This is a genomic window from Streptomyces sp. AC627_RSS907 (genome assembly GCF_019049165.1).
Genome location: NZ_JAGMUE010000135.1, coordinates 1 through 12,735, shown reverse-complemented (window position 1 = coordinate 12,735; position 12,735 = coordinate 1). Strand labels below are relative to the sequence as shown.

General features: G+C 72.6%; 14 protein-coding genes. 6 read left to right on the top strand and 8 right to left on the bottom strand.

Annotated elements, in window-relative coordinates:
* Window positions 1-4 precede the first annotated feature (4 nt).
* Both KUM32_RS27215 and KUM32_RS27210 read left to right on the top strand, forming a co-directional pair.
* Entirely contained in the window at window positions 5-1,288 is a 1,284-nt protein-coding gene (locus tag KUM32_RS27215; RefSeq protein WP_217144611.1) for a thymidine phosphorylase, read from the top strand.
* Between the two features lie 78 nt (window positions 1,289-1,366).
* Window positions 1,367-1,753, top strand: coding sequence for an STAS domain-containing protein (locus tag KUM32_RS27210; RefSeq protein WP_217144610.1), 387 nt, complete (start codon window positions 1,367-1,369; stop codon window positions 1,751-1,753).
* On the opposite strand, the gene KUM32_RS27205 is transcribed toward KUM32_RS27210, so the two are convergent.
* Together KUM32_RS27205 and KUM32_RS27200 are read right to left on the bottom strand one after the other, a co-directional pair.
* Window positions 1,646-2,650 carry a sigma-70 family RNA polymerase sigma factor gene (locus KUM32_RS27205; RefSeq protein WP_217144609.1) on the bottom strand — a complete coding sequence of 335 codons (1,005 nt, stop codon included), beginning with the start codon at window positions 2,648-2,650 and terminating at the stop codon, window positions 1,646-1,648. The two genes, KUM32_RS27210 and KUM32_RS27205, sit on opposite strands and share 108 nt — an antisense overlap.
* A gap of 143 nt (window positions 2,651-2,793) precedes the next feature.
* On the bottom strand, window positions 2,794-4,077 hold the full coding sequence (locus tag KUM32_RS27200; protein ID WP_217144608.1) for an MFS transporter: 1,284 nt from the start codon (window positions 4,075-4,077) through the stop codon (window positions 2,794-2,796).
* A 63-nt stretch (window positions 4,078-4,140) separates the two neighbouring features.
* On the opposite strand from KUM32_RS27200, the gene KUM32_RS27195 reads away from it, so the two are divergent.
* A complete protein-coding gene (locus tag KUM32_RS27195; RefSeq protein WP_217144607.1) occupies window positions 4,141-5,094 on the top strand; it encodes a LysR family transcriptional regulator in 954 nt (317 codons plus the stop codon).
* Window positions 5,095-5,108: 14 nt separating this feature from the next.
* Here KUM32_RS27195 and KUM32_RS27190 read toward each other — a convergent pair whose 3' ends face one another.
* Window positions 5,109-5,867: a prolyl oligopeptidase family serine peptidase gene (locus KUM32_RS27190; protein ID WP_217144606.1), complete on the bottom strand. Its 759-nt coding sequence runs from the start codon at window positions 5,865-5,867 to the stop codon at window positions 5,109-5,111.
* Window positions 5,868-6,014: 147 nt separating this feature from the next.
* Here KUM32_RS27190 and KUM32_RS27185 point away from each other — a divergent pair, with 147 nt between their 5' ends.
* Both KUM32_RS27185 and KUM32_RS27180 read left to right on the top strand, forming a co-directional pair.
* On the top strand, window positions 6,015-7,199 hold the full coding sequence (locus KUM32_RS27185) for an adenosine deaminase (RefSeq protein ID WP_217144605.1): 1,185 nt from the start codon (window positions 6,015-6,017) through the stop codon (window positions 7,197-7,199).
* A 140-nt stretch (window positions 7,200-7,339) separates the two neighbouring features.
* Window positions 7,340-7,627: an ATP-binding protein gene (locus KUM32_RS27180; protein WP_217144604.1), complete on the top strand. Its 288-nt coding sequence runs from the start codon at window positions 7,340-7,342 to the stop codon at window positions 7,625-7,627.
* A gap of 108 nt (window positions 7,628-7,735) precedes the next feature.
* On the opposite strand, the gene KUM32_RS27175 is transcribed toward KUM32_RS27180, so the two are convergent.
* The 5 genes from KUM32_RS27175 to afsQ1 all read right to left on the bottom strand — a co-directional run bounded on the left by KUM32_RS27175 (window position 7,736) and on the right by afsQ1 (window position 11,634).
* Window positions 7,736-7,939, bottom strand: coding sequence for a PspC domain-containing protein (locus tag KUM32_RS27175; RefSeq protein WP_217144603.1), 204 nt, complete (start codon window positions 7,937-7,939; stop codon window positions 7,736-7,738).
* Window positions 7,940-8,033: 94 nt separating this feature from the next.
* Window positions 8,034-8,585: a VanZ family protein gene (locus tag KUM32_RS27170; protein WP_217144602.1), complete on the bottom strand. Its 552-nt coding sequence runs from the start codon at window positions 8,583-8,585 to the stop codon at window positions 8,034-8,036.
* A gap of 174 nt (window positions 8,586-8,759) precedes the next feature.
* Window positions 8,760-9,371, bottom strand: coding sequence for a hypothetical protein (locus KUM32_RS27165; RefSeq protein WP_217144601.1), 612 nt, complete (start codon window positions 9,369-9,371; stop codon window positions 8,760-8,762).
* Window positions 9,371-10,960 carry a HAMP domain-containing sensor histidine kinase gene (locus KUM32_RS27160; RefSeq protein ID WP_217144600.1) on the bottom strand — a complete coding sequence of 530 codons (1,590 nt, stop codon included), beginning with the start codon at window positions 10,958-10,960 and terminating at the stop codon, window positions 9,371-9,373. Before KUM32_RS27160 ends, KUM32_RS27165 begins: the two co-directional genes overlap by 1 nt.
* Window positions 10,957-11,634, bottom strand: coding sequence for a two-component system response regulator AfsQ1 (gene afsQ1 / locus KUM32_RS27155; protein WP_029394402.1), 678 nt, complete (start codon window positions 11,632-11,634; stop codon window positions 10,957-10,959). The genes KUM32_RS27160 and afsQ1 overlap by 4 nt, the downstream gene beginning before the upstream one ends.
* Before the next feature lie 239 nt (window positions 11,635-11,873).
* Between afsQ1 and KUM32_RS27150 the strand changes: the two genes are divergently transcribed.
* The gene (locus KUM32_RS27150) at window positions 11,874-12,623 is read left to right on the top strand and encodes a SigE family RNA polymerase sigma factor (protein WP_217144599.1); all 750 of its coding nucleotides are present in this window, start codon (window positions 11,874-11,876) and stop codon (window positions 12,621-12,623) included.
* Window positions 12,624-12,735: the final 112 nt, after the last annotated feature.

The window sequence follows — 12,735 nt, the reverse complement described above, 5'->3', positions numbered from 1 at the left end:
AGACATGGGCATGGACGTCATCTCCGTCATCCGCACCAAGCGGGACCGCGGCGAACTCAGCGGCGAGCAGATCGACTGGGTCATCGACGCGTACACCCGCGGCGAGGTGGCCGACGAGCAGATGTCGGCCCTCGCGATGGCGATCCTGCTCAACGGCATGAACCGCGGCGAGATCGCCCGCTGGACGGCCGCGATGATCGCCTCCGGCGAGCGCATGGACTTCTCGTCCCTGTCCCGCCCGACCGCCGACAAGCACTCCACGGGCGGCGTCGGCGACAAGATCACCCTGCCGCTCGCCCCGCTGGTCGCGGCCTGCGGCGCGGCCGTCCCGCAGCTCTCCGGCCGGGGCCTCGGCCACACCGGCGGCACCCTGGACAAGCTGGAGTCGATCCCGGGCTGGCGCGCGCTGCTGTCCAACGAGGAGATGCTGAACGTCCTGGACGGTGTCGGCGCGGTGATCTGCGCGGCGGGCGACGGCCTCGCGCCCGCCGACAAGAAGCTCTACGCCCTCCGGGACGTCACGGGCACCGTCGAGGCGATCCCGCTGATCGCCTCCTCCATCATGTCCAAGAAGATCGCCGAGGGCACCGGCTCCCTGGTGCTGGACGTGAAGGTGGGCAGCGGCGCCTTCATGAAGACGACCGAGGACGCGCGGGAGCTGGCGCGGACGATGGTCGGCCTCGGCACCGACCACGGCGTGAAGACGGTCGCCCTGCTGACGGACATGGCCACCCCGCTCGGCCTCACCGCGGGCAACGCCCTGGAGGTCCGCGAGTCCGTCGAGGTCCTGGCCGGCGGTGGCCCGTCCGACGTGGTCGAACTGACCCTCGCCCTGGCCCGCGAGATGCTCGACGCGGCGGGGCTGCCGGACGCCGACCCGGCGAAGGCCCTGGCCGACGGCTCCGCGATGGACGTCTGGCGGCGCATGATCGCGGCCCAGGGCGGTGACCCGGACGCTCAGCTGCCCACGGCCAAGGAGCAGCACGTCGTCAAGGCGGGCGCCTCCGGCGTCCTGACCCGCCTCGACGCCTACGACATCGGCGTCGCCGCCTGGCGCCTCGGCGCGGGCCGCGCCCGCAAGGAGGACCCGGTACAGGCGGGCGCGGGCGTCGAGCTGCACGCGAAGCCCGGCGACACGGTGACCGAGGGCCAGCCCCTGCTGACCCTGCACACGGACACCCCGGACCGCTTCGCGTACGCCCTCGCGGCGGTGGAGGGCTCCTACGACGTCGCCCCGGCGGGCACGGACTTCACCGCCTCGCCGGTGGTGCTGGAGCGCATCGCCTGACCAGGGGATTCCTCGATCGGGTGAACGGGACCGGCGGACCTCCACCGGTCCCGTTCGGCATGCCGACGGCGGGCACCGATGATTTCCCGGCCCGCCCCGGGTCTACCGCACGTGGACGCTGTGACACCCGCCGTACTCGTGCTGCCGGGGCCTGTCTCCCGAGGGGAGACACCCCGGCTCTGCGACGAGGTGCGCGCACTGCTGGCAAGCACCCGGGCCCAGGTGGTCGTCTGCGACGTCGGCGGTCTGGGGCCGCCGGGGCTCGCCGTCGTCGATCTGCTGGCCCGCCTGGAGCTCACCGCCCGGCGGGCCGGGGGCCGGATCCGGCTGCGCGACCCCGACCCCGCCCTGCACGCCCTACTGGACCTCGTCGGCCTCCGCTTCGAGACGGAGCGGCAGGTCGAACAGCGGGAACCACCGCTTGGTGTCGAGGAAGCAGTGGAACCCGGTGATGCGGCCGTCTGAGATCTCCAGCACCTGGACCGCCCACGGCGCGTAGCCGCCCGCCTCCGGGTCCGGCTTGTACTGAGCGAAGGCAGGCAGCCCATTGGCCCGCACCGGGATCAGCCGCGAGTTCGCGCACGCGGCGCCGAGCGTCGTCATGAAACCGGTGATGTCCACCGGACCGGTCAGCCACAGGTCGAACGGCGGCATCGTCATGACGGCGTCCTCGTGCAGCAGCGCCGTCAGCGCCGTCATGTCATAGCCCTCGAAGGCCGCCACATACCGCTCCAGGAGCTTCTGCTGCTCCTCGTCCAGCGGGTCGGACACCGCCGCGCGCTCGCCCCGCTCCTCCCGCTCGGCGAGCGTCGCGCGGGCACGCTGCAGCGCGCTGTTGACGGAGGCGACCGACGTGCCGAGCAGCTCGGCGACCTCGCTCGCCTTCCAGGCCAGCACCTCGCGCAGGATCAGCACCGCCCGCTGCTTGGGCGGCAGCTGCTGGAGGGCGGCCATGAAGGCGAGCCGCACCGACTCCTTGGCCACCGCGGCCTCCGCCGGGTCGGCGGTCGACGGCAGCACGCGGGCGTCCGGCATCGGCTCCAGCCAGGTGCTGTCCGGGCGGGGGGACAGCGCGGCCCGGGCCAACGGCGTCGAGTCCGTCAGGTCCATCGGGCGGGCCCGCTTGTTGCCCGCGGTCAGCATGTCGAGGCAGACGTTGGTCGCGATCCGGTAGAGCCAGGAGCGGAGGCTGGAACGGCCCTCGAACTTGTCGTAGCTCCGCCAGGCGCGGACCAGGGTGTCCTGGACCGCGTCCTCGGCCTCGAAGGAGGAGCCGAGCATCCGGTAGCAGTACCCCGTCAGCTCGACGCGGTGCTTCTCCAGTGCGGATTCCAGCTCCGTGGTCACGGTGCCGTTGGTCATCGTCCACCCACCCCTGTGGCTTCCCGTCCTGCGCGTCTTCGCGCCTCGCACTTCGGAAGCTACCGCAGGGGACTGACAATGGCCCGTGCAGTCGGGGAATCCGCAGGTCGCGAGGGTGCGCGCTCCGGCCCGTCCGGGTCTCCTCAGGCGCGCGCCGGCACGCTCCGGGCCGTCCGGCGCGCCGCCAGCGTCCCGGTCACCGTGATCGTCACGACGCCCAGCACCGCCAGCAGCCCGACCCCGACCGTCCCGGCCCAGCCGCCGGAGTGGAAGGCCGTCGCGCCGACCGTGCTCCCCACACTGGAGCCGATGTAGTAGGCCGACTGGTACAGGGCCGACGCCTGCGCCCGGCCGTGCGTCGCCGTCCTGCTGACCGCCGAGGACGCCACCGCGTGCCCGGCGAAGAAACCCGCCGTGATCAGCACCAGGCCCAGCAGGACCAGTGGCAGCCAGGGGGCGAGGGACAGCAGCAGGCCCGCCGCCGTCGTGCCGCCGCCCAGGTACAGCGCCCCGCGGCGGCCGAGACGGCCCACCAGCCGGCCCGCCGTCGACGCCGAGACCGTGCCGACCAGGTAGACCAGGAAGATGGAGCCGACCACACCCTGCGGCAGGGAGAACGGCGCCTCGGCCAGGCGGTAGCCGATCACCGTGTACACGCCGCCGAACACCGTCATGAACAGCGCGCCGATCGCGTACAGGCGGCGCAGCAGCGGGTCGGCGAGGTGGTCGCGGACCGTGCGGGCCAGGACGCGCGGGCGCAGCGAGCCCGGCGTGAAGTGCCGGGGCGCCGGCAGCAGCAGCCGGAAGGCCACCGCGCACGCCACCGCCACGGCGCCGATCACCCCGACGGCGATCCGCCAGCCCCACTCCTGGGCGACCCACCCGGTGATGACCCGCCCGCTCATCCCGCCGACGCTGTTGCCCGCCACGAACAGACCGATCGCCGTCACCAGCGCCCGCGGGGACACCTCCTCCGCGAGGTACGCCGTCGCCGACGCCGGCAGCCCGGCCAGCGCCGCGCCCTGCACCGCGCGCAGCGCGACGAGGGCCGGCAGCGACGGGGCGAAGGGGACCAGCAGCCCGACGGCCACCGCGACCGCCAGCGACGCCGTCATGACCGCACGCCGCCCGAAGCGTTCCGACAGCGCGCTCATCGGCAGGACGAACACCGCGAGGCCACCGGTCGCGGCGGCCACCGTCCAGCTCGCGTCGCTCGCCGTGACGCCCAGGTCGCCCGAGATCAGCGGCAGCAGCGCCTGGGTGGAGTAGAGCAGCGCGAAGGTCGCGACACCCGCGAGGAACAGGGCGAGGCTCATCCGGCGGTAGCCGGGGCCGCCCGGCGTCATGCGCGCGTCGAAGGGGGCGGGAGCGGAGACTGCGGAGGCGGCGCCCACGGCGGTGGACGCCCCGGTATCGGCGGGAGTCATACCGTGACGGTACGAAGCCCGTCGCTCATCCGTCCAATGCATGGAATGGCCATAATCGTTCCCATGGTGCATCAGCAAAGCTCACGGCCACGCCTGTCACCGTCCGGTGACACAGAAGACATCGTCGCGCTGCTCGCGCCCCGCCTCGCCCACTTCGCGGGCGTGGCCCGTACCGAGCACGTCACCCGGGCCGCCCAGGAGATGAACGTCCCCCAGTCGACCCTCTCGCGGGCCCTCGTCCGCCTCGAAGCGGACCTGGGCGTCGACCTGTTCGTCCGCCGCGGCCGCACGCTCGCGCTGACCGTCGCCGGACGCACCTTCCTCGGCTCCGTCGAACGCGCCCTCGCCGAGGTCGAGCGCGCCGCCGAGGAGGTCCGCGCGGACGCCGACCCGGCCACCGGCAAGGTCGCCTTCGGCTTCCTGCACACCATGGGCGCCGAGACCGTCCCCGGCCTGCTGCACGCCTTCCGCGCCGGCCACCCCCGCGTCCGCTTCAGCCTCGTGCAGAACTACGGCGAGGCCATGCTGGAGCGCCTGCGCGCCGGCGAGCTCGACCTCTGCCTCACCTCCCCGGTCCCGGACGCCCCCGACCTGGTCGCCCGCCGCCTCGACGAGCAGAAGCTGCGCCTCGTCGTCCCGGCCGACCACCGGCTGGCCGGCCGCAGGCGCGTCCGCCTCGCCGAGGCCGCCGACGAGACCTTCGTGACCCTGGAGCCCGGCTACGGCCTGCGCCGCATCACCGACGCCCTGTGCGGGGAGGCCGGTTTCCGGCCCCGGGTGGCCTTCGAGGGGGAGGAGGCGGAGACGCTGCGCGGCCTGGTCGCGGCGGGCCTCGGCGTCGCCCTGCTGCCGCCGCCCGCCGTCCCCCGCCCCGGCGTGGTCGAACTGACGGTGACCGCCCCGCGCGCGGCCCGCGAGATCGGCGTGGCCTGGCTCGCCGGACGTACGGACACGCCACCGGTGGCCGCCTTCAAGAAGTTCCTGCTGTCCAGGAGGGGGCACCTGCTCCCGGCCTGAGCCGCCTTCCGGCCCTACCGCCGCAGCGACTTCCCGAACCCCACCGCCAGCGGCATCCTCAGCCCGAGCGGCGGCGGAGCGGCCAGCGCGTCCTCCACCGGCCGCGAGAAGGACCGACCGAACAGCGCGCCCATGACGAAGTCGGCGGCCAGCGACGCCACTTCGTCGCGGTAGTGGCGCAAACCGTGGCCGTCGGAGTGCACTTCGAACCGGCACACGTCACGGTTCGCCTTCTTCGCCCGGGCGGCCAGCCGGAACGACAGTTCGGGGTCGCAGCGTTCGTCGTTCGTGCCGTGCACGATCAGCACCTGGCGCCCGGCGAGCTGCTTCACCGGTTCGGGTGGCGCGGCCATGTCCTCGTCGGGCAGCCAAGGGGCGATGGCCAGCACCGAGTTGACGGCCTCGTGCCCGCCCGCCCGCAGCGCGGCCCGCCCGCCCATGCCGACGCCGACGAGGCAGACGGGGACGTCGCCGTAGCGCCGTACGGCCTCCGCGGCGGCCCAGTCGGCGTCCCGGGCGAGATGGGCCTCCGCGCCGTTCCAGCCGCGCCGGCGGTAGTGCACGACATGCGTGGCCAGACCCTCGTCCCGACCCGTCCGTGCCAGCCTGCGCCCCAACGCCCGTACGGACGCCGCCGCCAACGGGGACGGCTTGCGGGCGGAGACCTCGTCGCCACCGGGGAGCAGCAGCACCACGCCGCTCACCGCCGTCTCCCGCGGACCTAGCGTTCGCCCCAGCCGGGCCTGACGGACCGGCGTCGCTTGCTGTGCCATGACAGAACATTCTCAGAAGACCGGGTGTACGCCACCCGTCCTCGCAGTCACCGTTACATATCGGCGGAGTCGTACACCGGCGCGTCCCTTTCCTCCCCCGGTCCACGTACCCCTGCGTTCTACGCGCGTAGGGGCTACAGTGCGGAAATGACGAGCCAGAGCACCGCGAAGAGCGCCGCGACGAACACCGCGAGGACTCCGACGCCGGACCAGATCCGCCGGGCGCCGAAGGTTCTGCTGCACGATCATCTCGACGGCGGGCTGCGCCCCGGCACGGTCGTCGACCTCGCCCGTACGACCGGCTACGCGGAGAACCTGCCCGAGACCGACCCCGACCGGCTCGGCCGCTGGTTCCGCGAGGCCGCCGACTCCGGATCGCTGGAGCGGTACCTGGAGACCTTCTCGCACACCGTCCGTGTCATGCAGACCCGCGACGCCCTCGTCCGGGTCGCCGCCGAGTGCGCCGAGGACCTCGCGGCGGACGGGGTCGTCTACGCCGAGGTGCGGTACGCCCCCGAGCAGCACCTCGAACAGGGGCTGACCCTCGAGGAGGTCGTCGAGGCCGTCAACGAGGGCTTCCGGGAGGGCGAGCGGCGCGCGAGGGACGACGGGCACCGCATCCGCGTCGGGGCCTTGCTCACCGCCATGCGGCACGCCGCCCGCTCCCTGGAGATCGCCGAGCTCGCCAACCGCTACCGCGACCTCGGCGTCGTGGGCTTCGACATCGCGGGTGCGGAGGCCGGATACCCGCCCACCCGGCACCTGGACGCCTTCGAGTACCTCAAGCGGGAGAACAACCACTTCACCATCCACGCCGGCGAGGCCTTCGGGCTGCCCTCCATCTGGCAGGCCCTGCAGTGGTGCGGCGCCGACCGGCTCGGGCACGGGGTGCGCATCATCGACGACATCCAGGTCCACGAGGACGGCACGGTCAAGCTCGGGCGGCTGGCCTCGTACGTGCGGGACAAGCGCATCCCGTTGGAGCTGTGCCCCAGCTCCAACCTCCAGACCGGGGCCGCGGACTCCTACGCCGAGCACCCCATCGGACTGCTGCGCCGACTGCACTTCCGCGCCACCGTCAACACCGACAACCGCCTGATGTCCCACACCGGGATGAGCCGGGAATTCGAGCACCTGGTCGACGCGTTCGGCTACACGCTCGACGACATGCAGTGGTTCTCCGTCAATGCGATGAAATCGGCGTTCATTCCTTTCGATGAACGGCTGGCCATGATCAATGACGTGATCAAGCCCGGTTATGCAGAGCTGAAGTCCGAATGGCTGTTTCAGCAGACGGCTTCCACCAGCGGTTCTTCCGGCGGAGAGGGCTGAGGGGGGAGTCGGCGGAAAGCGGAAATGCGGACGCGCTTTCACAGTTCGTCCGCATTTCGATGTTTGCCGTGGGAGGTCCCGCGTGTTTACGGTCGGGCACCGCTCACATTCCCCGACATCCCATTTCGAGGACGTATTCCATGAAGCAGTCTGCTGCCAGGACCCTCGGTGTCGCCGCTCTCGGTGCCGCCTTCGCCGCCGTCGGCGCGGGTGCCGCCAACGCCGCATCGGCCGTTCCGGACGCCGCCCCGGTCCTGGACAACGTCACCCGGACCCTTCCCGCCGACAACGTCTCCAAGGTGCTGCCGGGCCAGGGCGGCACGCTGGAGCAGGGCCGGACCGAGCAGGCCACCGGTCTGCTCGGCGGACTGCCGGCGCAGAAGCTGCCGACGCAGGGCGTGCATGTGAACGGCCTGCCGGTCGGCTGAGCCGCGCCTGCCACGACGTGCCGATGGGGCGCACCCGGTGACACCGGGTGCGCCCCATCGGCTTACCGGGGGGACACACGTGAAGGAGGTGCGTGCGAGGCGCCGCCGCTACCAGGCCGTCCGCGCGGCCGTCTTCTCGGACGGCAGCAGGATCCACAGGGCGAGGTAGAGCAGGAACTGCGGGCCGGGCAGCAGGCAGGAGACCAGGAAGATCACCCGCATCGTGGTGTTGGAGGTGCCGAAGCGGCGGGCCAGCGCGGCGCACACTCCGCCGATCATGCGGCCGTGGGTGGGGCGGGCGGGGCGGGACATCGCGGCTCCTTCGTGAGCGTGGGGTGGGGCTGCCGACCGGCTACCCCTTCATCTGCCCTCCACGCTACGGAGACGAACGGTGCAAAGCGTCGCTCTACGGGGCGATACCGACCCTGGGAATCGTCGGGGTCCGACCCTGAGCGGGCTCCTCCTGGGGGACGTCCTCCCGCGGCCCCCGCTCCGACCTGCGGCGGAGCCGGGCACGGCCCGCGGGGACGAGGGCGAGGTGCACGAGTGCCACGCCCGCCGTGTTCAGGAGCAGCGAGTCGACGTCGACGACCTGACCGGGCACCCCGGTCTGCAGCAGCTCGATGCCCGACGACAGCAAGGCGCCCGCGGCCGTCGTGCGCAGCAGGGAGGCCAGCGGTGAGACGGCCAGCCTGCCGCCCGCCATCGGCAGCAGCACTCCCAGCGGCGCCAGCAGGGCGAGCGAACCGCCGAGGGCACGGGCCGCCGCGGGCCAGCCGAGCGTCAGGTCGGCACGGATCCCGTCGAGCGGATGGACGTTGGGCGGCAGCACCCAGGGGACGTCCAGGGGACGCAGCGTGTACCAGGCGACGAACGCGAGGTGTGCGACCAGGAGGACGCCTCCTGTCGCACGGATGCGGAGCGCGACGCTGCCGCCGAGGAACCCATGACGCTGCACGTCCCCCTAGACGCCGCCCGTGCCACACGCGGTTCCGGCCTCTCCCACGCGAGGGTGAGTCCTGCGCCACACGGCCCGGTGGGCGGCCCGCCCACCCGGCCACCGGCCGCAGTGGGCCCTGGGGCCTGCCAGACCGCTGCCGGCCGTCTCGCGACCACGGTCGGGCCCTCGCCGTCAGCCGCCGGTGACCTCGCTGGACGGCGGTTCGTTGCTGCCGGGCCGGGCGCGGACCTCGTCCGTGCAGGTGTAACGGCGCACGGACCGGTCGGTGGGGCCGGCCAGGACGACGGAGCCGTCGCCCTCGGCCGCGGCCGAGGCGGAGAAGGTGCACACGACCTGGGCGAGGGCGAACGAGGTGAGGTCGTCCGGGTCGGTGCTCAGCCGCAGCGTGTCCTCGGGGTCGCCCGGGCGCGGGCCGGTCACCCTGGTGCCGCCGTGGACGTCCGTCGTGTAGCCGGCCTCCTTCTCCGGGTCCGACGGCGGCACCGCGAGCTGGTCCAGCAGCCCTTGGGCCACCAGGACCCGCCGCGCGGAGTCCGCCGCGCCGTCCTGGACCCGTACCGTCCGGTCCACGGCCACCAGCGACGAGCCGCACAGCAGGAACACCCGCACCGGCAGGCCGGGCGCGGTCCGGGCCGACACGTCGGGCTCGGCGAGCGAACAGCGCACCCGCGAAGGAGCGGGACCGTAGTCCGTGGGCACCTCCGTGGCACGGATGCCGCACCCGGCGAGCAGCGCGGCCAGCACGGCGAGCCCGGGGAGTGCCGTCAGGCGGCGTACGGTCATCAGGGCTGTCCCTTCGCGTCCTTGCCCTTGCTCTCGTCCCCCGCGGCGGCGTCGGCGCCCTCGTCGGCCGGCGGCGACGAATCCTGCGGCAGCCGCAGCGTGAACACCGCGCCCCCCTCGGGAGCGTTCTCGGCGGTGATCTCACCGCCGTGGATGTGCGCGTTCTCCAGGGCGATGGACAGGCCGAGCCCGCTGCCCTCGGAGCGCGGCCGGGAGGCGCTCGCCTTGTAGAAGCGGTCGAAGACGTGCGGCAGGACGTCCTCGGGGATACCGGGCCCCTGGTCCCGCACCCGGATGACGATCTCGTCGTCCGCCCGCGTCACCGACACCCGCACCGGCGACCCGCCGTGCTTGAGCGCGTTGCCGACCAGGTTGGCCAGGATGACGTCCAGGCGGCGCGGATCGAGGCGGGCGTGGATCCCCCGCTCGGCGTCCAGCTCGACGGCGTCCAGCCAGGCGCGGGCGTCCATGCAGGCGGTGATCTGGTCGGCGACGTCGACGTCGTCCAGGACCAGCCGGGCGGTACCCGCGTCGAAGCGGGTGACCTCCATCAGGTTCTCCACCAGGTCGTTCAGCCGCCGTGTCTCGCTGACCACCAGCCGTACGGCGGGCTCGATCATCGGGTCGATGCCGCCGCCCTCGAACTCCAGCTCCTCCTCCAGCACCTCCGTGACGGCGGTGATGGCCGTCAGCGGCGTGCGCAGCTCATGGCTCATGTCCGCGACGAACCGCCGGGAGGCCTGCTCCCGGCCGGCCATGTCCGCGACGCGCTTCTCCAGCGCCTCGGCGGCGCTGTTGAAGGTCCGGGACAGGTCGGCCAGTTCGTCGGTGCCGGACACGCGCAACCGGGTGTCCAGCTTCCCCTCGCCGAGCCTCCGCGCCGCGACACCGAGCCGGTGCACGGGCTTCAGCACGGTCGTCGCCAGTGCCTGCGCGAGCAGCGCGGAGCCGAGCAGGGCGAGTGCGGTGGCGATCCCCAGCGACCAGGCGAGCGAGTTGAGGTCCTTGGCCTCCGGCTCCAGCGACTTGAGCATGTAACCGGTCGGTCCGCCGCCGATCACCTTCGTGCCGGCCACCAGGTAGGGGGTGCCGTCCTCGGTGACCCGCTGCCAGTACAGGTGGTACGGGTGCTTGTTGGCCGAGGTGACCTTCTGCTCCTTGTTCACCGCCGTGCGCAGCGACTCGGGCACGTCGGCGAGCGCGAAGCCGCCCAGGCCGCCCGAACTGCCGTAGACGGCCTGCCCGTCGGCGTTCTCGGCGACCAGCAGCACGCCGAACCGCTGGCTGCTGTTGGCCATCTGTCCCGCGGTGTGCTGCAGCTCGTCCTGCGTGGGGTGCTCGGGCAGCGCGCCCGCCCGGTTCTGCATCTCCTGCTCGAAGTCGCGCAGCACGGCGTCCTGGGTGCGGGTGAGCACCGCCTCGCGGTTCAGCCAGTACGCGATGCCGGACGCGGACACGGCGGCGGTGAGCGCGACCAGTCCGAAGACGAGGACCAGCCTGAGGCGCAGGCTGGTGAAGCGCAGCCAGGACCAGATTCCCTTGCGAGCCGCGGCCCAGCCGCGCGAACCCCCCTGGTTCTCCTGTGTCACTGAGGCGGATCCAGCCGGTAACCGACACCCCGCACGGTACGGATCAGGGTGGGGGACGACGGCACGTCCTCGACCTTGGCGCGCAGCCGCTGGACACAGGCGTCCACGAGCCGGGAGTCACCGAGGTAGTCGTGCTCCCACACCAGCCGCAGCAGCTGCTGCCGGGACAGCGCCTGCCCCGGCCGCCGGCTCAGTTCGAGCAGCAGCCGCAGCTCGGTCGGCGTGAGCTGGAGGTCCTCGCCGTTCTTCGTCACGGTCATCGCCGACCGGTCGATGACCAGGCTGCCGAAGCTCGCCGAGTCGCTCGACTCCCGTTCCCCGCGCCGCAGCACGGCCCGGATACGGGCGTCCAGCACCCGTCCCTGCACGGGTTTGACGACGTAGTCGTCGGCGCCCGACTCGAGACCGACGACCACGTCGATGTCGTCGTTGCGCGCGGTCAGCAGGATGATCGGCAGCTGGTCGGTGCGCCGGATGCGACGGCACACCTCGAAACCGTCGATGCCGGGCAGCATCACGTCCAGCACGATCAGGTCCGGCCGCTGCTCGCGCAGCAGCTTCAGACCGTCCTCACCACTGGCAGCGGTGGCCACCCGGTGGCCCTGGCGGGTCAGGGAGAGCTCCAGGGCCGTACGGATGGCGTCGTCGTCCTCGATCAGCAACAGGGAAGGCACGCGCTCATTCTGGCCCATGGAGGGGGTGCGGTTCGACCTGCGGGTCCGGATGCGGCCCCGCCCTGCCGCCGGACCCTGTGAAGGAAGCGTGCCGCACCGGTGACGGGCCCCTGTGACAGCTCTGTGACAGACGGCGGACACGGCCATGAAGTGGCCCGGGCAAGCTCTTCATCACAAGCACCACGGCACGTCGCAGCACAGCAGGCCGAACACCGGAAGTCCACGACGGGGGGCGCGAGATGAACACGCTGAAGGGCACCAGCACCAGCGCAGTGGTCACGCGTCTGCACGACGTGCACACGCACCGGGGTTCAGAGAAGTCCGGTGCCGCCGTGAGCGGGCGGGGGTGCGCTCGCGGCGGCACCGGGCGTCAGCACACCGCCTACATGACGGTGGTCGACGCCCGCCAGGCGGAGACGCACGGGGCGACCGCGTGCGGGCAGCCCGAGGGGGAGCGCCGCTCGCTGTCGGAGGCGGAGTTCACCGCCTACGTCCAGGAGCGCCGCGCCTCCCTGTACGCCACCGCCTACCACCTCACCGGCGACCGCTTCGAGGCCGAGGACCTGCTGCAGAGCGCGCTGTTCTCGACCTACCGGGCGTGGGACCGGATCACGGACAAGGCGGCGGTCGGCGGCTACCTCCGCCGCACCATGACCAACCTGCACATCAGCGCCTGGCGGCGCCGCAAGCTCAACGAGTACCCGACCGAGGAACTGCCGGAGACGCCCGGCGACACGGACGCGATGCGCGGCACCGAGCTGCGCGCGGTCCTGTGGCAGGCGCTCGCCCGGCTGCCCGAACTCCAGCGCACCATGCTGGTCCTGCGCTACTACGAGGGCCGCACGGACCCGGAGATCGCGGACATCCTCGGCATCAGTGTCGGCACGGTGAAGTCCAGCATCTGGCGGTCGCTCCGCCGGCTGCGCGACGACGAGGTCCTCAGCTTCGGCCGTGACCGGGAGGACGCCTTCGGCGAACTGGTCGCCTGAGGGTGGAGGGGGGTCCGGGGGGGCCCGCGAAAAAAAGTTGGAGTCCGGGTGTATCACGGGGGCGACCCCGGGCTCTTACTCACGGGGAAGCACCACGGGGGAAACGGGGGAG

Coding starts and splice junctions, on each gene's coding strand:
- KUM32_RS27215 (WP_217144611.1), top strand. CDS start 5: ATGGGCATGGACGTCATCTCCGTCATCCGCACCAAGCGGGACCGCGGC.
- KUM32_RS27210 (WP_217144610.1), top strand. CDS start 1,367: ATGATTTCCCGGCCCGCCCCGGGTCTACCGCACGTGGACGCTGTGACA.
- KUM32_RS27205 (WP_217144609.1), bottom strand. CDS start 2,650: ATGACCAACGGCACCGTGACCACGGAGCTGGAATCCGCACTGGAGAAG.
- KUM32_RS27200 (WP_217144608.1), bottom strand. CDS start 4,077: ATGACTCCCGCCGATACCGGGGCGTCCACCGCCGTGGGCGCCGCCTCC.
- KUM32_RS27195 (WP_217144607.1), top strand. CDS start 4,141: ATGGTGCATCAGCAAAGCTCACGGCCACGCCTGTCACCGTCCGGTGAC.
- KUM32_RS27190 (WP_217144606.1), bottom strand. CDS start 5,867: ATGGCACAGCAAGCGACGCCGGTCCGTCAGGCCCGGCTGGGGCGAACG.
- KUM32_RS27185 (WP_217144605.1), top strand. CDS start 6,015: ATGACGAGCCAGAGCACCGCGAAGAGCGCCGCGACGAACACCGCGAGG.
- KUM32_RS27180 (WP_217144604.1), top strand. CDS start 7,340: ATGAAGCAGTCTGCTGCCAGGACCCTCGGTGTCGCCGCTCTCGGTGCC.
- KUM32_RS27175 (WP_217144603.1), bottom strand. CDS start 7,939: ATGTCCCGCCCCGCCCGCCCCACCCACGGCCGCATGATCGGCGGAGTG.
- KUM32_RS27165 (WP_217144601.1), bottom strand. CDS start 9,371: ATGACCGTACGCCGCCTGACGGCACTCCCCGGGCTCGCCGTGCTGGCC.
- KUM32_RS27150 (WP_217144599.1), top strand. CDS start 11,874: ATGAACACGCTGAAGGGCACCAGCACCAGCGCAGTGGTCACGCGTCTG.